Origin of the sequence: Pseudomonas sp. RL_15y_Pfl2_60 (assembly GCF_963970595.1) — a bacterium.
Lineage (GTDB): Bacteria > Pseudomonadota > Gammaproteobacteria > Pseudomonadales > Pseudomonadaceae > Aquipseudomonas.
Map to the genome: position 1 here is coordinate 276481 of NZ_CAXAOE010000007.1, position 22178 is coordinate 298658.

General features: G+C 55.4%; 23 protein-coding genes. 12 read left to right on the forward strand and 11 right to left on the reverse strand.

Going from position 1 to position 22178, the window contains the following annotated elements; translation table 11 throughout:
• Nucleotides 1–96: 96 nt before the first annotated feature.
• Nucleotides 97–1383 (forward strand): alpha/beta fold hydrolase, encoded by a 1287-nt coding sequence (locus AACY26_RS19565; protein ID WP_339516509.1) that lies wholly within the window; start codon nucleotides 97–99, stop codon nucleotides 1381–1383.
• Here the strand turns inward: AACY26_RS19565 and AACY26_RS19570 are convergent.
• Nucleotides 1316–2164, reverse strand: coding sequence for a class I SAM-dependent methyltransferase (locus AACY26_RS19570; protein ID WP_339516510.1), 849 nt, complete (start codon nucleotides 2162–2164; stop codon nucleotides 1316–1318). The two genes, AACY26_RS19565 and AACY26_RS19570, sit on opposite strands and share 68 nt — an antisense overlap.
• A 64-nt stretch (nucleotides 2165–2228) precedes the next feature.
• Here AACY26_RS19570 and AACY26_RS19575 point away from each other — a divergent pair, with 64 nt between their 5' ends.
• Both AACY26_RS19575 and AACY26_RS19580 read left to right on the forward strand, forming a co-directional pair.
• Entirely contained in the window at nucleotides 2229–2945 is a 717-nt protein-coding gene (locus tag AACY26_RS19575; RefSeq protein WP_339516511.1) for a DNA-3-methyladenine glycosylase, read from the forward strand.
• A complete protein-coding gene (locus AACY26_RS19580; RefSeq protein WP_339516512.1) occupies nucleotides 2942–4258 on the forward strand; it encodes a bifunctional DedA family/phosphatase PAP2 family protein in 1317 nt (438 codons plus the stop codon). The genes AACY26_RS19575 and AACY26_RS19580 overlap by 4 nt, the downstream gene beginning before the upstream one ends.
• 27 nt (nucleotides 4259–4285) lie before the next feature.
• Here AACY26_RS19580 and AACY26_RS19585 read toward each other — a convergent pair whose 3' ends face one another.
• The 3 genes from AACY26_RS19585 to AACY26_RS19595 are packed head-to-tail and all read right to left on the reverse strand — an operon-like array spanning nucleotide 4286 to nucleotide 5962.
• On the reverse strand, nucleotides 4286–4876 hold the full coding sequence (locus tag AACY26_RS19585; protein ID WP_339516513.1) for an LON peptidase substrate-binding domain-containing protein: 591 nt from the start codon (nucleotides 4874–4876) through the stop codon (nucleotides 4286–4288).
• Between the two features lie 10 nt (nucleotides 4877–4886).
• A complete protein-coding gene (locus tag AACY26_RS19590; RefSeq protein ID WP_339516646.1) occupies nucleotides 4887–5597 on the reverse strand; it encodes an LrgB family protein in 711 nt (236 codons plus the stop codon).
• A gap of 2 nt (nucleotides 5598–5599) precedes the next feature.
• Nucleotides 5600–5962, reverse strand: coding sequence for a CidA/LrgA family protein (locus AACY26_RS19595; protein ID WP_339516515.1), 363 nt, complete (start codon nucleotides 5960–5962; stop codon nucleotides 5600–5602).
• Between the two features lie 229 nt (nucleotides 5963–6191).
• Here AACY26_RS19595 and AACY26_RS19600 point away from each other — a divergent pair, with 229 nt between their 5' ends.
• The 6 genes from AACY26_RS19600 (at nucleotide 6192) to AACY26_RS19625 (ending at nucleotide 10546) form a co-directional block, all read left to right on the forward strand.
• A complete protein-coding gene (locus AACY26_RS19600) occupies nucleotides 6192–6647 on the forward strand; it encodes a MaoC family dehydratase (RefSeq protein ID WP_339516517.1) in 456 nt (151 codons plus the stop codon).
• A gap of 147 nt (nucleotides 6648–6794) precedes the next feature.
• On the forward strand, nucleotides 6795–8534 hold the full coding sequence (locus tag AACY26_RS19605; protein ID WP_339516518.1) for a C13 family peptidase: 1740 nt from the start codon (nucleotides 6795–6797) through the stop codon (nucleotides 8532–8534).
• An 82-nt stretch (nucleotides 8535–8616) separates the two neighbouring features.
• Nucleotides 8617–9258, forward strand: coding sequence for an oxidoreductase (locus AACY26_RS19610; protein WP_339516520.1), 642 nt, complete (start codon nucleotides 8617–8619; stop codon nucleotides 9256–9258).
• Nucleotides 9259–9277: 19 nt separating this feature from the next.
• A complete protein-coding gene (locus tag AACY26_RS19615) occupies nucleotides 9278–9625 on the forward strand; it encodes a DUF5629 family protein (protein WP_339516521.1) in 348 nt (115 codons plus the stop codon).
• 18 nt (nucleotides 9626–9643) lie between these two features.
• Nucleotides 9644–10255, forward strand: coding sequence for a class I SAM-dependent methyltransferase (locus AACY26_RS19620; RefSeq protein WP_339516523.1), 612 nt, complete (start codon nucleotides 9644–9646; stop codon nucleotides 10253–10255).
• A gap of 21 nt (nucleotides 10256–10276) precedes the next feature.
• Nucleotides 10277–10546 carry a peptide methionine sulfoxide reductase gene (locus AACY26_RS19625; protein WP_339516525.1) on the forward strand — a complete coding sequence of 90 codons (270 nt, stop codon included), beginning with the start codon at nucleotides 10277–10279 and terminating at the stop codon, nucleotides 10544–10546.
• On the opposite strand, the gene AACY26_RS19630 is transcribed toward AACY26_RS19625, so the two are convergent.
• From AACY26_RS19630 to mpl, 3 genes are read right to left on the reverse strand one after another with little or no spacing between them, the layout of a single operon-like run.
• A complete protein-coding gene (locus AACY26_RS19630) occupies nucleotides 10543–10842 on the reverse strand; it encodes a YceK/YidQ family lipoprotein (RefSeq protein WP_339516527.1) in 300 nt (99 codons plus the stop codon). The genes AACY26_RS19625 and AACY26_RS19630 overlap by 4 nt on opposite strands.
• Nucleotides 10835–11467, reverse strand: a complete 633-nt coding sequence (gene ubiX / locus AACY26_RS19635; RefSeq protein WP_339516529.1) for a flavin prenyltransferase UbiX — start codon at nucleotides 11465–11467, stop codon at nucleotides 10835–10837. Before ubiX ends, AACY26_RS19630 begins: the two co-directional genes overlap by 8 nt.
• Nucleotides 11468–11469: 2 nt before the next feature.
• Nucleotides 11470–12822 carry a UDP-N-acetylmuramate:L-alanyl-gamma-D-glutamyl-meso-diaminopimelate ligase gene (mpl, locus tag AACY26_RS19640; protein ID WP_339516531.1) on the reverse strand — a complete coding sequence of 451 codons (1353 nt, stop codon included), beginning with the start codon at nucleotides 12820–12822 and terminating at the stop codon, nucleotides 11470–11472.
• Between the two features lie 251 nt (nucleotides 12823–13073).
• On the opposite strand from mpl, the gene exaC reads away from it, so the two are divergent.
• Together exaC and AACY26_RS19650 are read left to right on the forward strand one after the other, a co-directional pair.
• Nucleotides 13074–14594 (forward strand): acetaldehyde dehydrogenase ExaC, encoded by a 1521-nt coding sequence (gene exaC, locus AACY26_RS19645; protein ID WP_339516532.1) that lies wholly within the window; start codon nucleotides 13074–13076, stop codon nucleotides 14592–14594.
• A 243-nt stretch (nucleotides 14595–14837) separates the two neighbouring features.
• Nucleotides 14838–15293, forward strand: coding sequence for a GNAT family N-acetyltransferase (locus tag AACY26_RS19650; protein WP_339516533.1), 456 nt, complete (start codon nucleotides 14838–14840; stop codon nucleotides 15291–15293).
• Nucleotides 15294–15345: 52 nt separating this feature from the next.
• Here AACY26_RS19650 and AACY26_RS19655 read toward each other — a convergent pair whose 3' ends face one another.
• Nucleotides 15346–16944 carry a protein kinase gene (locus tag AACY26_RS19655; RefSeq protein ID WP_339516535.1) on the reverse strand — a complete coding sequence of 533 codons (1599 nt, stop codon included), beginning with the start codon at nucleotides 16942–16944 and terminating at the stop codon, nucleotides 15346–15348.
• Nucleotides 16945–17335: 391 nt separating this feature from the next.
• Here AACY26_RS19655 and ppa point away from each other — a divergent pair, with 391 nt between their 5' ends.
• Nucleotides 17336–17863, forward strand: coding sequence for an inorganic diphosphatase (gene ppa, locus AACY26_RS19660; protein ID WP_087515588.1), 528 nt, complete (start codon nucleotides 17336–17338; stop codon nucleotides 17861–17863).
• Nucleotides 17864–17928: 65 nt separating this feature from the next.
• Here the strand turns inward: ppa and AACY26_RS19665 are convergent, their stop codons facing one another.
• The 3 genes from AACY26_RS19665 to aqpZ all read right to left on the reverse strand — a co-directional run bounded on the left by AACY26_RS19665 (nucleotide 17929) and on the right by aqpZ (nucleotide 22116).
• A complete protein-coding gene (locus AACY26_RS19665; protein ID WP_339516538.1) occupies nucleotides 17929–20220 on the reverse strand; it encodes a CHASE2 domain-containing protein in 2292 nt (763 codons plus the stop codon).
• A 65-nt stretch (nucleotides 20221–20285) separates the two neighbouring features.
• Entirely contained in the window at nucleotides 20286–21212 is a 927-nt protein-coding gene (locus tag AACY26_RS19670; protein ID WP_339516539.1) for a FecR family protein, read from the reverse strand.
• A gap of 202 nt (nucleotides 21213–21414) precedes the next feature.
• Complete coding sequence (gene aqpZ, locus AACY26_RS19675; RefSeq protein WP_339516541.1) at nucleotides 21415–22116, reverse strand: aquaporin Z; 702 nt, start codon at nucleotides 22114–22116, stop codon at nucleotides 21415–21417.
• Nucleotides 22117–22178 lie beyond the last annotated feature (62 nt).

A 22178-nucleotide genomic window follows, 5' to 3' on the forward strand; every position in this document is an offset into this window, starting at 1 on the left:
CTCATCTGCATGTGCCTGGCAACGCAATACCGACCAAGCCAAGGCGCTAAATACCGAGAATAAAGACAGGCGGACCACCGTCGGAGCCATTGACCCATGCGCTATCAAACCGACTACAACCCGACACAATTGAATAACAGCCATCAGACGCTGATGATCGGTCCCTGGCGCCTGCAGTATCTCGCATACTCCATCAACAGCCATGACAAACGCCAACCGGTACTGTTTATAGGCGGGGCCTTCCAGAGCTTTCGCTCTTTCAGTCACGAAGTCAGTGAACTGTTAGCCGATCATCCCGTGATCCTGCTCGACCTGCCCGGCCAGGGTGGCAATTTACAACCTGCCAGTGAACTGAGCCTGGAGGATCTGGCGGATCTGATTGCAGGTTTTATCAGCGAACTGAATCTACCCGCCGTCATGCCAATAGGGCTTTCGTATGGTTCGGCACTGGCAGCCTTGTTTGCCTGCCGCCACCCAAGCAAGTGCTACCGCTTGCTGCTCTCCGGCGTCGCGGCATTCGGCAGGCCTGGCGCACGGCTATTACTGGAGGAAAGTCTCCATATACTTGAGCACGGCGATATCAAGCTCTTTGCGCAAGGTGTTGTCAGCGGTTTGATCAACCCCTTGCGCATAGAGGAAACCGGAATATCCCCAACCTTTCAAAAAGCCATGTTGCGTCAGTTGCAGCGCTTATCCAGCTCAGAAATCCAGCGCTACCAACAAAACAGTCGGCGCCTGCTCGACTTCCACGGGTTTGACTCCCACCCCAAATGCCCAACACTGATACTCGCAGGAGAATACGACCACTTCACTCAACCTTGGGAACATGCATATTTTGCAGCAGCCTGTACGAATGCAGAATTCGCAATCATCAACAGCGCCGATCACCTTGCACAACTGGAACAACGCCCAAGCTGCAGCCAGCTTTACCTCCCGTTCCTGCAAGGCAGAGCGCTGCCAACGCAATGTACAGGCATCAGGCGCATCAAGAGCCATTCACTATTACAGCTCGAACGCCGCCAGGAAGCACGCACCCCGCCGCTACAGCCTCAAGCTCGCCTGCGCAACATTGATGGTCGCGAATGGCATGCGGAAGTTATTGAGCTGGGGTTCTTCGGTGGGCTGCTGCGTACCGAGGACACTCAGCAACTGGCTGTTCGTGGCTGGCAGCTGTTACTTCAGGAACTTGAGCCGCAGGGTATTTTGCTAGTTCATCAATCAGCGCAGGGAGCGGCGTTTATCTTCACCCACGCCGAGGCACGAGCCAGCCAGGCGCTGGCCCACTACATACGGCGCATTTATGCCTACCAGGGCCTTACATATGGGCGTGAACGACTCTCACCAAGCCTGGCCCTTTCGCGATTGGCAGGCCCAAATCTGTAGCACGCACGCTTGGATCAACAACCTCGACAGCAGCAAAACCACAGGCCTTGAAACCTGCATCAATAGCCTCAGCATCGGCGTAATGCAGGTAATATTCTCCCCGGGTCAGTTTCCCCACCAAATCGACACCCCAGCGGATTTGTCGGTGACGCGGATGCGCTTGCAACTCCGGGTACAAGTCAGTGATATAGCTTGCCGCACAAAAGGGGCTTAGCTCTGCGGCTAAGCGTGTCCAAAACAACTCGATCTGCTTAAGCGGGAAGTAATTGACCAACCCTTCGGTAATCACCAAGACAGGTTCATCACGATTGAGCTGGGCAAAGGCGCTGGCAAGGCTATTAGTGCCATGCTGGGCGAACACATCAACCGGGCTCACCTGATGCCTATCACCAAGCCAGCCGTGCTTGGCCAACAACTGACGCTTACGTTCGGCCATATCCGGTAAATCGGCTTCTATATAGTGAAGTTGCGGATACCGCTGAGTGAAACGCCGCCCCCGCGGCGAGAGCCCGCAGGCGATTTCAACCACCTGGCGAACCCCGTATGTTTCGATGGCACGGTGTAGGCCTGCATCAATTTGCAGATGACGCAGCAGCAGCATGTTTTCAAGATTCAGGTCAAAAAAACGCCTGCTCGCCCACATCACTGGCCTTAGGACAGAGTGGGAGAAACGGCCAAAGGAGCTGATAAATGCAGCATCCGACAAGCCGTGCCGGTACCATACATATGCAGTGAAATGCGCACTCGGGCTTATGTGGCTATGAAGAACTCGTTCAGACATGCTTAAGGCTCGTCTTGTTATTATCCAAGCCAGCCTATGCCCTACGACCCAACAGCGACAGCCCATGCCTGACAAACCCGCCTTAAGTACAGCAAGTCAGCCACACAAGATGTTAAGCGATGATTTTTTCAATCGCGACGCACGTGAACTGGCCCGCGACCTGCTCGGCAAAGTCATTCGCCATCGTCAGGGCGAGCTCTGGCTTTCTGCACGAATTATCGAGACTGAAGCGTATTACTGCGCTGAAAAAGGCAGTCACGCATCGCTTGGCTATACCGAAAAACGCCGCGCCTTGTTTCTCGATGGCGGGCATATCTACATGTATTACGCGCGCGGTGGAGACTCCCTCAATTTCAGCGCACAGGGCCCAGGCAATGCAGTTTTGATCAAATCCGGTTTCGCCTGGCTCGATGAACTCTCCGGCCCTCAAAGCCTGGAGCGCATGCAAAGCAACAACCCGGACAGCCAAGGACAACCGCGCACGCGCGAAAAGCTCTGCTCAGGACAAACCCTGTTGTGTAAAGCCCTCGGCCTGAAAGTGCCCGAGTGGGACGCACAACGCTTCGATCCAAAGCGCTTATTTGTCGAAGACATTGGCGAATACCCCCAACATATTATTCAAACCACTCGCCTTGGCATTCCACATGGCCGCGATGAACAACTGCCTTATCGGTTTGTTGATGCAGCCTATGCACAACACTGCACGCGCAACCCCTTGCGGCGGGGGCAGCTTGAAGGCCATGATTTTTATCGACTTGATCGCCAGGATGCACACCGATGAGCCAATGGATTGAACCCTTGACTGGCTGGCTGTCCAGCAACCCGCAGTGGTTAGCCGCTGCCGTATTCTTGATCGCGCTGACCGAGTGCCTGGCAATTGTGGGGTTAATAGTACCTGGCACATTTTTACTCTTTGCCGTAGCGGCAATGGCAGGCAGCGGCGCCTTGAGCCTCGGTGAAACCTTGTTGCTGGCCTACTGTGGCGGATTACTCGGCGATGCCCTGTCTTACGCGCTGGGGCGCTTTTTCCATGAAGACATCCGCCGCCTACCAGGCTTGAGACAACGTGCGCACTGGCTCGCATACGCTGAAAACTACTTCCAACGCTACGGCATTGCCAGCCTGCTAGTGGGGCGTTTTATCGGCCCCCTGCGACCAATGCTGCCAATGGTCGCAGGGATGCTGAACATGCCGCTGCCGCGATTTATCGTGGTCAGCCTGCTCGCCGCAGCTGGCTGGTCGGTCGCCTACTTGCTGCCCGGCTGGGCGACCGGCGCGGCACTGCGCTTGCCTTTACCCCCTGGTTTTTGGACAGAAGCCGCCATAGTCGCCGCAGGTGTTGGCCTGTTTTTGCTGGTCGCCGCACAAAGTAACCTGCGCGACCAGCACCACGCCGGACTCATAACCGCCGGCACAGGTCTGGTTGCACTGATTGCCATGATGATTGGCTGGCCGCATCTGGATGAGCTGGATAAAGGCTTGATGGCCTTGATTCAGGAACAACGTAGCAGCCATGCCGATATGTTGGCGCAAAGCATCACCCACCTTGGCGACTTCACTACACAGCTCGCGGCCGGGATACTTCTATGCCTGTTGCTAATCGCAGCCAAGCAATGGCGCTCGGCATTATTCAGCGCAATGACCCTGCTGGGCACGGCGGTTAGCAATAATGTGTTAAAGCTGATGTTTGCTCGCCAGCGCCCAGACGTTCTGGTCGAGCCACTGAGTAGCTTTAGCTTCCCCAGCGGCCACAGTTCGGCGGCCTTTGCCTTTTTCCTGGTGCTAGGCGTTCTCGCCGGACGCGGACAACCGGCACGACTGCGCTTGACCTGGCTGATAGTCAGCTGCCTGCCTGCACTGATGATCGCCTGCTCACGGGTGTACCTCGGCGTACACTGGCCAACCGACATTATTGGAGGCGCGTTACTGGCAAGCACACTGTGTGCAGCCAGTCTGGCGCTCAGTCAAATCAAACACCCGCTTGCCCCGCTATCGATGAAAGCCTGGTGGCTGATAGTGCCAGCCTGCACAGCGCTGCTGGCTGGTATTTCGATTTGGCAGCTATCGATCAATGCCCTGCAATATCGCTATTAAGAGCACATGAGCAATGCGGGCATCAGGTCAGGCGTTGAGCTCGGCCTGCAATTGATCAAGCACCTCTTGCAGCACCGACAGGCGCTCCAAGGGCTGATCAATCCCCAGCAGTTGAATTTTCTGTTCAGGTTCAAGCGGTAGTAGATAAGCCAACTGGTTGGCCAGATCAGCTTGACCATTGGCCTGGCCTTCCATGCCTAACGCTTCGACCATAGGATGCACAGCCAACGCATGCAGCAAGGCATTGAGGTCGGCGTGCTCCTCCAGCAATGGCTGTTCAGGCGCCTCATCCAGCCAGGTGATATCGGCCATGGTCAGTTGATCAGCCAATAGCTGTGCCCGCTCAACGCGAAAACGACGTGCGCCTTGCACGCGAATGCCTAGCAAACCATTAGGCTGCTGCTGGAAATCACGAACCAGGGCTTCACAACCTATTGCCGAGAACTGCGAGGCCGCGGCCCCGATTTCATCGCCTTCAAGAATGCACACCACGCCAAAGCCTTGGCCTTGCTTCATACAGCGGCTGACCATGTCGAGGTAGCGCGCTTCGAAAATTTGCAGATCCAGCAAGCAGCCAGGAAACAACACCGTATTCAACGGAAACAATGGCAGGTGCACAGCGACCTCCTCACCTTAGTAACACAATCGCCAACGGCAACAGCACCGCCGTCAACATGCCCATCAAACTCATCGCCAATGCGGCAAACGCACCACACTCTTCACTTTCTTGCATCGCTCGCGATGTACCGACCGCATGCGCGGTGATACCCAACGCAAGTCCAACCGCAGCGTGGTGGCGTACACCAAACAGACGCAACAATGATGGCCCAAGAATGGCGCCAACAACACCAGTCAGCATTACAAATACTGCAGCCAGAGCTGCGATGCCGCCAATTTGATCGGCCACCAGCATAGCGATTGGCGAGGTCACGGATTTTGGCGCGATACTCATCAGCATCAGGGGTTCAGCCCCGAACAACCACGCAATGCCAATGCCTAGGCAGGTGGCAACAAAACCACCCACCAATAACGTTGCCACAGTTGGCCAGAACAGTTGGCGGATTCTGCGCAAGTTCAGGTACAAGGGCACTGCCAGGGCAACGGTGGTCGGGCCGAGGAACAAGGTCATTGATTCAACGCTGAGCTTGTACTCGGCGTAGCTCAGACCACAGATCAGCAGTACCGCGATAACGATAATCATCGACACCAATACCGGCTGCAAGAATACCCAGCGCGTCCTCTCATAACCCACCATCGCCAGTTGATAGGCGCCAAGGGTGATGCCCACGCCAAATAACGGATGGTGAGTGACTGCCTGCCACGCTGCAAACCAGTCCAAAGTCATAGACCACCCTGCTTACGTATCTGGCGCTCAATCAGTTTCTGCATCAACCAACCAGCGAAGACCAGCGAGAGGACCAGTGAAAGCACCAGCGCACCAACCACCGCCCAGAAGTCAGCGGCGATATCGCTGGCGTAGGCCATCACGCCTACAGCAGGCGGCACAAGAATCAGCGGGAGATATTTGAGCAGGCTGCTCGCGGCTTCGCGCAACGGCGCATCAACCTCACCACGAACAAGTAAAAACATAAACAGCAGCATCATGCCGATAATCGGCCCCGGCAAAATCGGGAAAAATAAAACATTCAGTGCCGTGCCCAATAATTGACACAGCACCAGCCAGGAAAGGCCGCGCAACAGCATTGTGAATCTCCGCAGGATAATGGCGTGGCTGCATACAATCGCGCACGCATCAGGTGATCAAGGCGCGCATTGCGCCTAGCAAACCTAGCCATTATAGGCTGCCTATGGGCTCACCTATAACCCACTATTCAAAAAGCAACATCGTGCTTGACCCTGCAACCGCGCCATGGTGATCTAGATCCTTGAGGCAATACACCTAAAAGAACAAACGTCTCCCCAAGGAGGGAATATGCCGCAGGTGAAAATTGAAGAGTTGAAAAGCTCCATCGGTAAAGAACTGGGTCGCTCCGAGTGGTTAACTATTGATCAACAACGCATCAATCAGTTCGCCGACTGTACCGGTGACCATCAATTCATCCACGTCGACCCAGAGAAAGCCAAGCAGACCCCGTTTGGCTCAACCATTGCCCATGGTTTCTTGTCCCTGTCACTGATCCCGATGCTCATGGACGGCATCATGGTGGTACCGGAAGGCCTGAAGATGGCCATCAACTATGGCTTCGACTCTGTACGGTTCATCCAGCCGGTGAAGGTCGACTCCAAAGTACGCCTGGTTGCCACCCTGCTTGATGCCCACGAAAAAAATCCAGGGCAGTGGCTGCTCAAGGTTCGTGCGGTTCTTGAAATCGAAGGATCTGAAAAGCCTGCCTATATCTCTGAAATACTGACGCTCTGCTTCGTTTAGCCTGAGCCAGGATGGCGGCAACGGCCTGCCGCCATCATCACAACCTTCGCCTTGTGCACAGTTCACGATCAGATTCCATCTGGGTCACCCGCCTTCTACTGTTGCTTTGCTGCATACTTCAACTCTGTGTTTCCAGGGATGTTCAATATGCGCTGTTTCACCAAGGTGACTGCCGTAACGCTCGCGCTGCTCCTGACTGCCTGCGGCGAGGGCGAGTCGCTGCTACCGGCTAATGCCACACTTCCCGACGGTTCGCACTACCGCGGCAAGGTAGTCGACGGCTTGCTGCAAGGGCCAGGACGCCTGGATTTTGCTGATGGCGGTTGGTACCAAGGTGAGTTCAAAGACGGCCGGATGAGTGGCGCAGGCGAACTCCATAAAGGCAATGGCGAGCATTACATCGGCCATTTCAAGCAAGGTCTTTATGAGGGCCAAGGCGAACTGAATCTGCCAGACGGCAGCCGCTACAAAGGCGGTTTCAGCCAAGGTCTATACGCTGGCGAAGGCACCTTGGAACACAATGCAACTGTCTACCGTGGCCAATTCCAGCAAGGCCAATTCAGCGGCTTGGGTTCACTCGATGCCCCCAACAAAAGTAATTACCGCGGCCAGTTCAGCGCAGGAAAAGCCAATGGCCAAGGCGTGCGTACCGATGAATACGGCAACCAATTCAGCGGAGTGTTTAACAACGGCTTACTCAATGGCCCTGGAAGCTTTAAAAGCAGCGATGGCGACCTCTATAGCGGCGACTTTGTTGACGATCAATTTGTCGGCAGCGGTCGCTATCAAACTGCTGACGGCGATGTCTGGAATGGTGAATTCAGTGACGGCGCATTGAATGGCGAAGGCGAATTCAAAGGTGCTGACGGCAGCCACTATTTAGGGCAGTTCAGTGATTGGTCATACAACGGTCGGGGCCGCCTGAGCTTGGCTGATGGCAGCCAGTACGAAGGGCACTTCATCTACGGCGAGTACACCGGGCAAGGTACCTTAACGCTGGCCGATGGCAGCATAAAATCCGGGATTTGGCTAAATAGCCAATTGATTCGCGACAATCAGGGTAACGCCCTTGCCGACCCGCTTGAGGTGGGTTTACTCGAACAAGGCAGGCTGCTGGAGAACGCGATCAAACAGTTGCCGGAATCGACAGCAGAACAAGAGATTTATGCCCTCACAGTCGCCGGGGACGGCAAGCAAAGCGTCTTTATGCGCGAAGCAGACTACGTCGACAACCTGCTTCAACAGCGGTTTTCAGCGCGGGGCAAAATAGCCTTGATCAATCACCGGGACCACATAAATGATCGGCCGTTGGCGACTCGCGAAAGTATTCGCCGCGCGGTCGAAGCAATCGCACAACGCACCGGTCCAGAAGACCTGGTGTTCATCTATTTAACCAGTCACGGCTCACGCAGCCATGAATTAAATCTGGATGTGCCGCGTATCCAGTTTGCCGACTTACCCGCCAGCGAGCTTGAGGCATTACTCAAGCCTTTGTCCGAGCGTGACAAAGTCATCGTGATCTCCGCCTGTTACTCCGGTGGTTTTATCCCCGTACTGAAAGACCCGCGTACCCTAGTGATCACCGCCTCACGCGCTGATCGCGTATCGTTCGGCTGTTCTGAAGACAACGACTTCACTTATTTTGGCCGCGCGCTGTTTGCCAATGCGCTTAACCAGACAGATGACCTTGAACGTGCATTTGAACTGGCCAAAGCAGAAGTCAGCGCGCGCGAAAAGGAACAAGGCTTCGCCCCATCAGAGCCACAAATCTGGGCCGCAAAACAGGTAATCAAACACTGGCAGGCGCTTCGTGCCGATCAAGCAAAACGCGCGCTAATGATAAAACCCGTTGATTCAACCGCAGTTGAATCGGTGGAAAAACAATAACCAAATGCAGATTTTTTGCCTATCGCACAATAGTTCGCCACGGCCTGATAAGCTGAGATGTATCAGCGGAGAAACAACAACTATGTATTTGACCCCTCAACACATCTTGCTTGCAGGCGCGACTGGCCTTACCGGCGAACATTTGCTCGACAGGCTGCTCAATGAACCAACGGTTGCACGGGTTCTGGCGCCTACCCGTCGCGCACTGGCAGAGCACTCTCACCTGGAAAACCCCGTGGGTGAGCTATTGGATGTATTGCCGCAACTCAGTGGTCAGGTCGATACCGCCTTTTGCTGCCTAGGCACGACAATCAAGCAAGCGGGTTCAAAAGAAGCATTTCGCGCGGTGGATCAGGACCTGGTTCTGGCATTCGCCCAGCGGGCCCGCGACTTGGGTGCCCGCCACTTGCTGGTGGTCAGCGCGCTCGGCGCAGACGCCAACTCATCAGTGTTTTACAACCAGGTCAAAGGCCAGACTGAACAAGCCCTGAAACAACAGGGTTGGCCGCAACTGACCATCGCCCGTCCTTCTCTGCTGATTGGCCCACGTGCCGAGTTCCGCCTGGGTGAGCGTTTGATGACCCCGCTGTCACGCTTACTCCCAGGCAAATATCACGGTATAGAAACCACCGTATTGGCGCGAGCCTTATGGCGCCTGGCACTTGAGGAAGATGATGGCACGCGCATCATCGAGTCCGATCAACTGCGCCGGCTAGGCCGCTAACACTGGAAAGACGCTGAATATGAGCACTACTCACAATAGCCTGATTGAAGCCCTGGTTGACGCCGACATGCTGGAAATTGACGGCCTATACGCTTGGCAATTCAGCCTCGACAAAGAACTGCTCGCGCAGGTTAGCGCCGGCTCAGCCAGCACCGACAGCCAAGCCAAGCCGCTGCTCAGCATGGAATGCATTGACGGCCGTGATCGCCGCCACTGGCAGTTCACGTTCGGCCAGATAAGCGCCGCGACTTATGACAGCAGCAATGAGCACTGGAATATCGCAGGCCCCGAACAAACACATAAGCTCAAATGCTTCGCCGCCATTACCGGCAACAATGACGATGATGGGCAAGAAGACCAAGACTGACACCTAAACGGAGCGCTGATGAACCTGTACGATCGCTTTGTTTTGCCACGCTTGATTGACCTTGCCTGTGGCATGGGCGAAGTCATGAAGGCACGCTCGAAGATTGTGCCTCAGGCGCACGGCAGAGTGCTTGAAATAGGTATCGGCAGCGGTCTCAATCTTGAATTTTATGACCCTGAAAAAGTCAGCGCGGTGATTGGCGTTGACCCCTCGGCAGACATGCAAAAACTCGCCCGTGAACGGGCGGCGAAAACTCCGATCCCTGTTGAAATGATTGCCCTGGAACTCGGCCAGATCAAAGCTGCCGATGCCAGTTTCGACAGTATTGTCTGCACCTTCACCCTTTGCACCATTACCGACACAGCTGCCGCGCTTAAAGAGATGCGCCGGGTGCTCAAGCCACAAGGGCGCTTGCTATTTTGTGAGCACGGCCTGGCTCCGGACGCTAATGTGGTGCGCTGGCAAAATCGACTCACGCCCATCTGGAAGCCGCTGGCTGGCGGCTGCCACCTCAATCGTGATATTCCAGCCCTGCTAAACGCTGGCGGCTTCAAGATTGGTGAACTGGACAAACGCTACTTGCAAGGCCCGAAAGCCATGACCTACGTCTATTCGGGCTGGGCGGACTAAGCAAACAGCTGGAAGCGACTAATGGACGATCAACGCAGCCAACTGATCAACAAAATCCCGCTGGGGGCCAGTAAAGCCAAGGCATTCGGCCGTACTTACAGTATTAGCCGCAGCGACTTCAATGCAGGCCAAAGCATCAAGGTCTATGCCGAAGAACTCGGCGGAACAGACTTTATCAGTTTCAACTACTACATCACTGCCAGCACAGCACTGCTCAAACCTTGCGAGATGCCGCAGGAGAAAGTGATGAGTTTTTTGCGCGAATTTGAACCGATCACGCCGGGTAGTTAAAGGCCGCCAGTGACATTCAAGGTACCACCCAGGGCGGTAATCAACGACAACGGCAACAGCAGCGTATCGAGCAGCGCACTGAATGGCAGATCCAACCCCGGTATTGACGGTGCTTGAGCGCCGAAACGGTCCATCGGACAACAGCCGCCATTAAGCGCATACCAATCAAGCCGGGTGCCGGCATAGACCACGGGGGCACCGGCTTTGGCTGCATCAAGTGTTCGTACACTGGCGCAGCCACTGGTGACTGAAAGCACTGCAAGCATTAGCAAGGTGCCGAAAAAGTGTTTAGTCATCGCGACTAACGTGATGATGCTCACCCCAGCGCGGCAACATATCCTGCGGGATGCCAAGACAATTGAGGATTCGGGCGACGACAAAGTCGATCAAGTCATCAATGGTTTGCGGCTGGTGGTAAAAGCCAGGCGCCGCCGGCAGGATGGTCGCCCCCAGGTTGGACAGCTTGAGCATGTTTTCTAGGTGGATACTGGAAAACGGCGCCTCACGCGGCACCAAAATCAACTGCCGACGCTCCTTGAGCGTCACATCGGCGGCGCGCTCAATCAGATTATTGCAGGCGCCAGTGGCAATCGCAGAGAGCGTGCCGGTCGAACAGGGTACAACCACCATGGCGCTCGGCGATCCCGAGCCAGAGGCCACGGGCGACATCCAGTCTTCCTTGCCGTATACCCGGATCTGATCGGGCGCTGCTCCGGTGTACTCGCTCAGAAAAGCCTGCATCGCTTGTGGCTTGGCGGGCAAGGTGACATCCGTTTCGGTGGCCATAACCAACTGCGCGGCTTTGGAGATCAGAAAGTGCACTTCACGTTCTTCCTGCACCAGGCAATCCAGCAGGCGCAGGCCATACTGGGCACCAGAAGCACCTGTCATCGCCAAGGTAACGCGTTCCGGGCCTTGCATAGCTATGCCTCCAGCGCCTTCGCTAATTTACTGTGCAGGCCGCCGAAGCCACCATTGCTCATCACCACCACTTGCGTACCCGGCTCAGCCTGAGCCTTGACGCCTGCAATAATAGCCTCGAGCGAGTCGCAGACTGTGGTTGGCACCGCGGATGAAGCCACCACCGCCGCCAGATCCCAGCCCAGATTTGCCGGTGCATACCAGTAGACCTGATCGGCCTGATGCACAGAGCCCGGCAAACCATCGCGGTGAGCACCAAGTTTCATCGAATTGGAGCGCGGCTCAATTACTGCAATCAGCTTGGCCGAACCTATTTGCTTGCGCAAACCATCCAGCGTTGTGGCGATCGCCGTTGGGTGATGAGCGAAGTCATCATAGATGGTCACACCCTTGACTTCGGCGACCTTCTCCATGCGCCGCTTGGCATTTTTGAATAGGCACAGCGCCTCAATTCCCAGCGCTGGCACAACTCCGACATGCCGAGCAGCAGCCAGTATAGCCAGTGCGTTAGCGACGTTGTGCTGGCCGGTCAGCGCCCAGTCGACAATGCCTTCGACTCGACCTTCAAACAGCACTTCAAAACGAGCGCCATCCTCACTCAGCAAACGGGCTTGCCACTGGCCATCAGCACCCGTGGTTTGCACCGGCGTCCAGCAACCCATCTCAACGACACGCTTCAACGCAGCTTCAGCAGTAGGGTGGATAACCAGGCCTTCACTCGGAATGGTACGCACCAAGTGGTGGAATTGACGCTCAATCGCCGCCAGATCAGGGAAGATATCTGCATGATCAAACTCGAGGTTATTGAGAATTGCGGTGCGTGGCCGGTAATGGACAAACTTGGAGCGCTTATCGAAGAACGCGCTGTCATATTCATCCGCCTCAATGACGAAAAATGGCGTAGCGCCCAAGCGCGCTGAAACCCCGAAGTTCTGCGGCACACCGCCAATCAGGAACCCCGGACTCATGCCTGCATGCTCAAGCACCCACGCCAACATGCTACTGCTGGTGGTTTTGCCATGCGTCCCGGCCACTGCCAACACCCAACGGCCTTGCAGCACGTGGTCAGCCAACCACTGCGGCCCGCTGACGTAAGGCAAGCCTTTGTTCAACACGTACTCGACTGCCGGATTACCACGCGACATGGCGTTGCCAATCACTACCAGGTCCGGGGCAGGTTCAAGCTGTGCAGGATCGTAACCCTGCGTGAGCTCTATGCCCTGGGCTTCAAGCTGAGTACTCATTGGCGGGTACACATTGGCATCGGACCCCGTGACATGGTGGCCCAACTCCTTGGCCAAGACCGCCATGGAACCCATGAATGTGCCGCAAATACCGAGGATGTGGATATGCATGAAAAACCTAAACCTCAAAAAACGGGCCGCACCAGCCCGACAAAATCTCGCCGCAGATTAGCACAGCAGAGCAGGCCGATAAGCGTCCGAGCGACTAATCTCTATCTAACAAGCGCATAGACGCAAAGCCCGCGCCGAGCATAGCCCAATGTCTTTGGCTGGCCCGGCGCACTTGTTTGACCATGTGATGCCCATGAGCTGCCACCGCTGACCTTGATGTGCATCACCACAACATAAGAGAGGCCCGCATCATGATTTACGCCAAACCCGGAACGCCAGGCTCGGTTGTTTCATTCAATACGCGTTATGGCAACTTTATTGGAGGCCAGTTCGTTGACCCAGTCGATGGCGAGTATTTCTCCAATACCAGCCCGATAGACGCCTCCGTGATTGCAGAGTTTCCACGCTCACGCGCAGCGGATATTGAACTCGCACTGGATGCAGCCCACGGCGCGGCAGATGCCTGGGGCAAAACTTCAGCACAAGCTCGCGCCCTTATTCTGCTAAAAATCGCTGACCGTATCGAAGAGAACCTTGAGCTGCTGGCGGTCACCGAAACCTGGGACAATGGCAAGGCTGTGCGCGAAACCCTGAATGCCGACGTACCCTTGGCGGCCGACCACTTTCGCTATTTCGCTGGCTGTATTCGCGCCCAGGAAGGCAGCGCCGCAGAAATTGATGAGCACACAGCGGCCTACCACTTCCACGAGCCGCTGGGGGTTGTTGGCCAGATCATCCCATGGAACTTTCCGCTGTTAATGGCCGCCTGGAAGCTCGCGCCCGCGCTGGCTGCGGGTAATTGCGTGGTTCTCAAACCTGCGGAACAAACACCCCTTTCGATCACCCTGTTTGCCCAACTGGTAGGTGACCTGCTGCCTGCCGGTGTGCTCAACATCGTCCAGGGTTACGGTCGCGAAGCAGGTGAAGCGCTAGCCACCAGCAAGCGGATTGCCAAGATCGCCTTCACTGGCTCAACGCCCGTGGGCTCGCATATTCTCAAGTGCGCGGCGGAAAATATTATCCCCTCGACCGTGGAGCTGGGCGGCAAATCACCCAATATATTCTTCGAAGACATCATGCAGGCCGAGCCCGAGTTCATTGAAAAAGCCGCCGAAGGGCTGGTGCTGGCCTTCTTCAACCAGGGCGAGGTCTGTACCTGCCCTTCACGGGCACTGGTGCAGGAGTCCATCTACGAGCCCTTCATGCTTGAAGTGATGAAGAAGATCAAACAGATCAAGCGTGGCAACCCGCTGGATACTGAAACCATGGTCGGCGCTCAAGCCTCGGAGCAGCAATACGATAAAATCCTGAGCTACCTTGAGATCGCCCAGCAAGAAGGTGCCGAGCTGCTGACCGGCGGAGCAAGCGAAAGACTTGAGGGTGATCTGGCGAGCGGCTATTACATCCAGCCGACACTGCTCAAAGGCACCAACAAGATGCGCGTCTTCCAGGAAGAAATCTTTGGACCCGTGGTTGGCGTGACCACATTCAAGGATGAGGCAGAGGCATTAGCCATCGCCAACGACACCGAATTTGGCCTGGGGGCGGGCCTCTGGACCCGTGACATTAACCGCGCATACCGTATGGGCCGGGCGATCAAGGCCGGTCGCGTCTGGACCAACTGCTATCACCTCTATCCTGCGCATGCGGCATTTGGCGGCTATAAAAAGTCCGGCGTGGGCCGTGAAACACACAAAATGATGCTTGATCATTACCAGCAAACCAAAAACCTGCTGATCAGCTACGACATCAACCCGCTGGGCTTCTTCTAACCACTGCGCAGGCCACATGCAATATGTGGCCTGCTTTGCGATGTCCACGCAGCACAGCCCCTATTGTCGCGGCCAAACACAGAGCAAACGCTTGCTTGGATTGCACTTTCCATTTTTTCTAGGCAGCATCGAACCCGATAGTGGCATAGCCCATGCTTAATTTATTGAGCAAACACTGGAACTGACTGCTGTTTTAGCGATTTCAAGCCAAGCCTGCCCAACCACTGATACTGAGGCCCCGCAATGCGCATCATTCAAGCCACGCTGGAACACTTGGATCTGTTGACGCCCTTGTTCGTTAAATACCGTGAGTTCTACGGTGAACTGTCTTTCCCGGACTCATCGCGAGCCTTTCTGGAAAAGCGCCTGCGCCGTAAGGAATCGGTGATTTACCTGTCACTGGCCGATGATGAAGACAAGCTGCTCGGCTTTTGCCAGCTTTATCCGAGCTATTCCTCGCTGGCCCTCAAACGAGTATGGATTCTCAACGACATCTACGTTGCCGAAGACGCTCGCCGCCAACTGGTTGCTGATCGACTGATTCAAACCGCGAAAAAAATGGCTAAAGACACCAATGCAGTGCGCATGCGCGTGTCCACCAGCAGTGATAACGAAGTGGCGCAAAAAGTTTACGAATCAATTGGCTTTGTGGTTGACGAGCAATTCAAAAACTACCTGCTGCCGATCAACTCTGACTGACCCCGGCAATAGCAGTGGCTTGCACAAGGTCAAACCACTGCTATTGACCGCGTCAACCGGCAACGCTCACCAACAAGCCAATACTCAACTGCAACAACAAGATGCCGACCACCCACATCCGCCAGCTGACGACTTTGTTTGCTGACTTGCTGTTGCCCAGGCTCTGCTGAAGCGGTTGCTGCAAGGCTTGCTGAAACTCTGAAAGGGCATCGAATCGTGACGCGGCCTGCGGCGCCAAAGCCCTTGCCAGCACACCATCCCAACCATTGGGCAGGCGCCGGTTGAAGTTCGCCAACGGCACATAGTGACTCAATGGACTGGCCTCGGGTCGAGCGATTTCTGGCCACTGCCCACATAACAACCAATAGGTTAAGGCTGCCAAGGCAAACTGATCGGCGCGACCATCCACGCTCCCTTCAGCAGCTCGCACTTCGGGTGCCAATGGCAAGGCATCCGCTGGCATGACCTGGCGCGGCGCTCCCGGGATCAGCACGGCATGCTCTGTGAATAGCAAGACACGCCCCGACTCGGCAATCAGAATATTGCGCGGATTCAACCACAAGCCCTGCATACCGCGACGTTGCAGGGCACGCACCGCATCTATCGCCTGTTTGATAATCGACATGACCTTTTGCACCGCCAAGGGCCCCCGCCCAGCAGCCCAGTCAGCCAAACTACGCATATCCGCAGATGGGTACTCAAATAAAGTGAACGCATGCTCACGTGGGTTAAATGCCGAAAGGATTTGAGGCAAGCCCGGCACCGGGCTGCGACGCATGGCCCACTCCCGCTGCCAAAAAACATCATCGGCAGGTTGTTCCGACAACCACAGGAGCGCGCAGCGTCCAGCGGCATCAAGCGCCTTGAACACACGACCAGGCGGTCCAAATGAACAATTGCCGGTGATGGTCCAGCCATCGATTTGCATGCCTACAGCCGCATGCGCGACCACCGGCCAGGTCTCAGTACCGGCCTGGCGCTTGAGCTGGCTTGAATCACCCAACAATAGCAAGGCCCCGGCACTTGGCGCGCTCAGCAGCGGTTCAAGCAGCCCCTGCATTTGGGTTGCGCAAAACCGTTGATAGCCGTGGCGATATGCGTTGAGATCGGCCACCCCGAGCAGCGGCTGGGGCGCCAAAAGCAGCAGGTCACCCGCATTTAGCGGCAGGCTATGCTGGACCAGCGCCAGCTCGGCCTGCTCGCCAATTTGCAGACCATCACGCCCAACCAGCGTGTGAAGACTATTGTTTTGGTAGCGCAGCAGGCCTATCGAGCCTGCCTGCAAGAACTGCACATCATCTTCTTGCAGCAACAGCAGGCCAACATTTAGCTCTGCGATTTCACGACCGGCTTGCTTGCGGCGAAACAGCTGTTGATTCAGGGCCGCGAGCACTTGGCGCGCCGCTTGAGCCTCGCTCCAAGATTGCGGCGTACAACGGTAGTCGGCAAACAATGCGTCGAGATAATGCTCGATACTTTGCACCACATCGGCGCATTCACGTGCCCAAAGTAATGCCACCATCAACACTGGAGGTCGCCCGTTACGCCCGGCGACCCACATCGCCCTGACCCGCGCCGCTTGGCGCGGCAGGTCTATTCCGTGACCGAAAACCACTGTGGCTGCTGGGTGTTCCATGCACTCTGTAGGCATCTCAAACCCTCCCTCGCGAACGATGAATCGGCGACCCAGGCAAATCTGTGCAGCCTTTGTGCCGTTTTGCCGCTGGCTTGTTGCCTGGCAAGGTGGCGCTTACGCTAGCGTCAGCAAAATACGGGGAGCAGCCGGGATGTGGGTATTGCGCAAATGGCGACGCAGACGAATCCTTGCTCATAACCCGGTGAGCGCTTGCAGGAACCCGGCAGAGTTATTTCTGCGCAACGCTTAATGCGCCTGGAACAGGCCCAGCCGAGTTATCGTCAACAACGCAACAGCGGCTGATACGTCTAAGCGACCAATGGTTAACTACGCCAACGTAGCAACCATGCGGGAATACGCCTATAATCTCGCCACTTTTTTGGCCCATTCCCAGGGAGTTCACCCCATGAGCTACAGCAAGATTCCGGCAGGCAAAGACCTTCCGAACGACATCTACGTCGCTATCGAGATCCCGGCCAACCACGCGCCGATCAAATACGAAATCGATCACGACAGCGATTGCCTGTTTGTTGACCGTTTCATGGCAACGCCAATGTTCTACCCGGCCAACTATGGCTACATCCCGAACACCCTGGCGGATGACGGCGATCCACTCGACGTACTGGTTGTAACCCCTTATCCAGTCGCGCCAGGTGCCGTGATCCGCGCACGCCCAGTTGGCGTGCTGCACATGACTGACGAAGCCGGTGGCGACGCCAAGCTGATCGCAGTGCCGCACGACAAGCTGAGCCAGCTGTACGTCGACATCAAGGAATACACCGACCTGCCCGCGCTGCTACTTGAGCAAATCAAGCACTTCTTCGAGAACTACAAAGACCTCGAAAAAGGCAAGTGGGTCAAGGTTGAAGGCTGGGGCAATGCTGACGCGGCCCGCGCTGAGATCACCAAGGCCGTTGCCGCTTACAAAAAGTAAGTATGGGCAATCGCACTACAAAAAAACCAGCCTAGCGCTGGTTTTTTTGTAGCTGCCCGCCCGATTCAGGCCTGCGACTCATCGAGCAACGGCAGTTTCAAGGTAAACACACTGCCCTCGCCAACCACACTTTGACACTCGATAGTGCCGCCATGACGTTCAACCACGGCCTTGACCATTGCTAAACCCAGGCCAATACCGCCAATTGATGTGTCCTGGGAAAAGCGCTGGTAATTTTTAAACAACAGCGCAATGTTTTCAGCGCTGATGCCTTCCCCCTGATCCGCAATCACGCACACCGCGACGCCCTGCTCTATCGAGAGCGTCACACTGACACAGGTATTGGCCGGGCTGTATTTGATTGCGTTCTCAAGCAGATTAAACAGTGCACGGCACAGCAATCCTGGGTCAGCCGATACCACGGCCTCATCATCCGACCAATGTGTCTGGACCCTGATCATCTTGTTGCGCGCCAACGCCCATACTTCATCGACCGCATCCTGGACAATGCTGTCAAATAGCACCGCTTCAAATGTGTACTCGGACGACTCAGCCTTGGTCAGTTGCAAGAAATCATCGATCAGGCGCAGAGCCCGACGCACCTGTTTATCAATACTGACAAACACTTGGTCATGCGTATCTTTGTCAGCTTGATGCATTGAAAGCAGCGACAGAATCGCCGAGTGCGGCGCGCGTAAGTCATGCGAGAGAAAGCGCAACATACTCGCGCGCTGTTCCTCAGCCTCACGCTCACTGGTCAAATCAACCAAGCTGATTAACCAGCCCGCCGTTGTTCCATTCTCTGCCGTCATCATCGACGCGACCTCGGTGCGCAGGCTCACTCCTTGCTCGGTGCGAAACTCAACGTCACCGAGGTGCTTGAACTGCTCAGGATCGCTAGTATCCAGAACGCTGACATCCGGGTGCCCCAAGTGCTGCAGGTAGTCACTCAAGCTAAGACGTAGGGCATGGTCTTTGACCAGCGCCCGAGCGCGTCGATTGGCAAATAATATGTCTCCGTCCTTGCGACACATCAAACTTGCAACCGGCAAATGCTCCAGACCATCGGTCATAAACCTTCTGGTATTACGCACCTGATCAACGGCACGCTCCAGAGCGACAATACGCTGCTGAATGATATCTCCGGTAATGTGCCCTTTCTTAAAAGTACGCTCGGGTAATACTTGCGGCTCCTGATCAAGGCGGGCCAGCTCCCAGCCAAAATAGCCCAGTGCTGCACTTAAGCGTCGCCAGTTCCACAGCAAATACGCCAGTAAAACACCTAGAAGACTGGCCGAGGGCGGCCACCACCAACCTGCCTGCAACAACATCAGGCAAGCCAGCAACGTCAGCATGATCACGCTCATACTCAGCAGCAACGCGAAACGCAGGCCAGATATCAGCATAATCGCCAGTAATAGCATGACCGGGGCAACCGCCAGAAGCATGCTGCGCCAGCCTGAAAGCTCGACAATACTTCGACCCTGCAACAGACCGTTGAGGATATTTGCCTGAATCTCAATACCAGGCGTGACCCCAGCGCTCGCCGATATAGGTGTGACATAGCGATCACCCAGACCAGGCGCGGTGGCGCCAATCATGATAATACGATTGCGTAGCAGCGAGTCTGGCACCTCGCCGCGCAAGATACTCGAGTAGGAAACGCTGGCAAATGTGTTGGTTCGCTCCAGATAGGGAATGCGAATCGAGTGATCGTCAACCCAACCATGAACGTTAGCCGTCTGAGCCTGCCCCGGAAGATCTTTTGCGCTGGCTGGATCAATCAATGAATAGCCAACCCACGCCATCTGCAGCCGCGGCTGATTAATCATGCCTTCGCGCAAATGAACGCTACGCACAACCCCGTCACTGTCGGCCAACACATTGATATGACCAATTCCCCACGCACATTTGCGCAGCGGCTGCACAGGCAGAAACTCACTCGGAGCACCGCCCTCCTGGGAGATATACTTGCGTATGGACGGCAGCACCACCACGCCAGACTTGCATAATGCCTCGGCAAAACGCCGATCTACTGCTGGACTAACCCCTGGCTCACTGAAAACCACGTCAAACAAAATGACTGAGGGCTTGGCCTTGCTTATGCGATCCAGCATGGTCGCGTGAACCTCTCGCGACCATGGCCAGCGGCCAATCTCGGCCAAGCTGCGATTGTCGATTTTGACAATAAGGATTCGCGGGTCGCTACTTAGACGGGTCAGCGGTAACAGGCGATCGTAGATCAGCGAGTCAAACCCAAGCGCATTGGTCAGCGAGAGCCCGGCTGTTAGCGGGATCAAAATTAAGGTCACGATGATCCACTCGCGAACAATGCGATGGAATAGCTGGCGGGACATCGAAAATGAATTTCGCCGCTCTACCTTTATGCCAGACTCATCCTTATTGTTTCTCACTCGTGCCCTCAGTACTTGCTTGCAACAGGCAAGAAGTGCATCACGTGATAGATTGAAGCCACCCCCTCAAGGCCCAATTCATCAAATGCAGTTATGCGCACGTAGTACAGAGGTAAGTCCAGTCCGCTGAAACTGACCTGGGTTGAACTTGAGAACTGCTCGCGCCTGATTCGCAAAAACTTTGGATCACTGGCAACCTGCACCCGGTAGCGCTTGGCTCCTGCGAGGGGTTTGATCAATACGGTCCATTGGCCCTGCGCATCTGCACTGCCCTGCTGGCCAAGTAATTTCGGCCCCGGCAACAAGTCGACCGCTTTCAAGGTGCCGGCAGGTGCTACACGCATGCCTTGCTTGGCGTTGATAAAGCTCGGTGCATCAAGCCCATCGTCACGCTCAGCCGCAAGGCGACCACTAAGCACTTCGGTCAAAACAGCATCTTCACCTACAACTTGCCTTGCACGAAAATGCGTGCCGCGCACGCCCAGAACCCCGACCGGCGTAAGTATTTGAAAGTGTTCAACCTGAGGATCGCGCTTGTGCACGTAGGACTCTACCTGTCCCTCCAACAATTTGACCTGCATGACTTTCTTGTCAGACAACAGTACGACCCGGCTGAGTGAAGGCAAAACAATACGAGAGTCATCACCGAGCCTTAGCGCAATAAATGCACTGCTACCGGTACGAATACCTTGCTCTCGCTTGACCTCCATACCTTCAGCCAGGGGAGTCTCGTTACCACGCTTGTCGACCAGCCAAGCCTCACCCTCAAGGGATTCGACCTTCGCTGGCAAAGGCTCGGGGATCTCGACCAAGGCAACATTCTCATCACCTCCATCGACTGCAGGACGCAGCTGATCAGCGTACAGCCCGGTGCAGCCAAGCAGGCAAACAGCTGCGATGCCCAGCACAAAAGTAGCATTGGAATTGAGTTTCATATGCTTGATGAACCGACCGGCACACGCGTTGAAAATGCACGAGTAGTTGAATGACTCACTTGATACCTCCCTGTGATCGATAGCCAGCCTTCGGAGTAAAAGCGAAACACCCGGCTGGCCGGCGCTTAGACAACTGAAAGACCTGTAAACAAAACAAGGATAACCATCTCTGAATATCCTTGTTGGGTAAAACACCTAAAAGTCAGCTGTCATGCCTTGAACCAATCATACGATAGACACCTGCACCCAACACTGCCCCGACCAAAGGTGCAATCCAGAATAACCAAAGCTGAGCAATTGCCCATTCACCCGCAAAAAGTGCAACAGCCGTGCTACGTGCAGGGTTAACCGAGGTATTGGTCACAGGGATACTGATCATATGAATCAGTGCCAACGCCAAGCCAATCGCAAGAGGTGCAAAACCCTTTGGCGCCCGTGCCGAGGTTGATCCCAGAATGACCACTATAAACATCATGGTCATCACAACTTCCGTCAGGAAGGCTCCAGCCATCGAATAACCAGCAGGTGAATGTTCAGCATAGCCGTTGGCAGCAAAACCGGAGGCGGCCAGATCAAATCCAGGCCTGGCATCAGCAATAAAATACAGAACAGTGGCCGCAACAATACCGCCGATTAATTGCGCGATAACGTAGGGCAGCAACTGCTTGCCAGGAAAACGCCCTCCCACCCACAAACCGAGGGTTACTGCAGGGTTCAGGTGACAACCCGAGATATGCCCAATCGCAAACGCCATGGTCAATACACTCAGGCCAAACGCCAATGCCACGCCCAGGTAGCCAATATCCGAACCCGCCAATACCGCACTGCCGCACCCAGCCAAAACCAGCCAGAACGTGCCAAATGCCTCGGCCGTGCATTGCTTAAAAGCCGTATTACCACTCATGCCTGCTTCCTTACGAACATGTCCCACAGTTATGCGAGCAAGGGCACTCGCATAAACAACAT

Excerpts from the sequence above, each read along its gene's own strand:
- AACY26_RS19625 (WP_339516525.1), top strand. The coding sequence starts at position 10,277 with ATGGACGATCAACGCAGCCAACTGATCAACAAAATCCCGCTGGGGGCC.
- AACY26_RS19600 (WP_339516517.1), top strand. The coding sequence starts at position 6,192 with ATGCCGCAGGTGAAAATTGAAGAGTTGAAAAGCTCCATCGGTAAAGAA.
- AACY26_RS19570 (WP_339516510.1), bottom strand. The coding sequence starts at position 2,164 with ATGTCTGAACGAGTTCTTCATAGCCACATAAGCCCGAGTGCGCATTTC.
- AACY26_RS19580 (WP_339516512.1), top strand. The coding sequence starts at position 2,942 with ATGAGCCAATGGATTGAACCCTTGACTGGCTGGCTGTCCAGCAACCCG.
- ppa (WP_087515588.1), top strand. The coding sequence starts at position 17,336 with ATGAGCTACAGCAAGATTCCGGCAGGCAAAGACCTTCCGAACGACATC.
- AACY26_RS19650 (WP_339516533.1), top strand. The coding sequence starts at position 14,838 with ATGCGCATCATTCAAGCCACGCTGGAACACTTGGATCTGTTGACGCCC.
- AACY26_RS19630 (WP_339516527.1), bottom strand. The coding sequence starts at position 10,842 with ATGACTAAACACTTTTTCGGCACCTTGCTAATGCTTGCAGTGCTTTCA.
- exaC (WP_339516532.1), top strand. The coding sequence starts at position 13,074 with ATGATTTACGCCAAACCCGGAACGCCAGGCTCGGTTGTTTCATTCAAT.
- AACY26_RS19575 (WP_339516511.1), top strand. The coding sequence starts at position 2,229 with ATGCCTGACAAACCCGCCTTAAGTACAGCAAGTCAGCCACACAAGATG.
- AACY26_RS19610 (WP_339516520.1), top strand. The coding sequence starts at position 8,617 with ATGTATTTGACCCCTCAACACATCTTGCTTGCAGGCGCGACTGGCCTT.
- AACY26_RS19670 (WP_339516539.1), bottom strand. The coding sequence starts at position 21,212 with ATGAAACTCAATTCCAATGCTACTTTTGTGCTGGGCATCGCAGCTGTT.
- aqpZ (WP_339516541.1), bottom strand. The coding sequence starts at position 22,116 with ATGAGTGGTAATACGGCTTTTAAGCAATGCACGGCCGAGGCATTTGGC.
- AACY26_RS19620 (WP_339516523.1), top strand. The coding sequence starts at position 9,644 with ATGAACCTGTACGATCGCTTTGTTTTGCCACGCTTGATTGACCTTGCC.
- ubiX (WP_339516529.1), bottom strand. The coding sequence starts at position 11,467 with ATGCAAGGCCCGGAACGCGTTACCTTGGCGATGACAGGTGCTTCTGGT.
- AACY26_RS19565 (WP_339516509.1), top strand. The coding sequence starts at position 97 with ATGCGCTATCAAACCGACTACAACCCGACACAATTGAATAACAGCCAT.
- AACY26_RS19605 (WP_339516518.1), top strand. The coding sequence starts at position 6,795 with ATGCGCTGTTTCACCAAGGTGACTGCCGTAACGCTCGCGCTGCTCCTG.
- AACY26_RS19665 (WP_339516538.1), bottom strand. The coding sequence starts at position 20,220 with ATGTCCCGCCAGCTATTCCATCGCATTGTTCGCGAGTGGATCATCGTG.
- AACY26_RS19655 (WP_339516535.1), bottom strand. The coding sequence starts at position 16,944 with ATGCCTACAGAGTGCATGGAACACCCAGCAGCCACAGTGGTTTTCGGT.
- AACY26_RS19615 (WP_339516521.1), top strand. The coding sequence starts at position 9,278 with ATGAGCACTACTCACAATAGCCTGATTGAAGCCCTGGTTGACGCCGAC.
- mpl (WP_339516531.1), bottom strand. The coding sequence starts at position 12,822 with ATGCATATCCACATCCTCGGTATTTGCGGCACATTCATGGGTTCCATG.
- AACY26_RS19595 (WP_339516515.1), bottom strand. The coding sequence starts at position 5,962 with ATGCTGTTGCGCGGCCTTTCCTGGCTGGTGCTGTGTCAATTATTGGGC.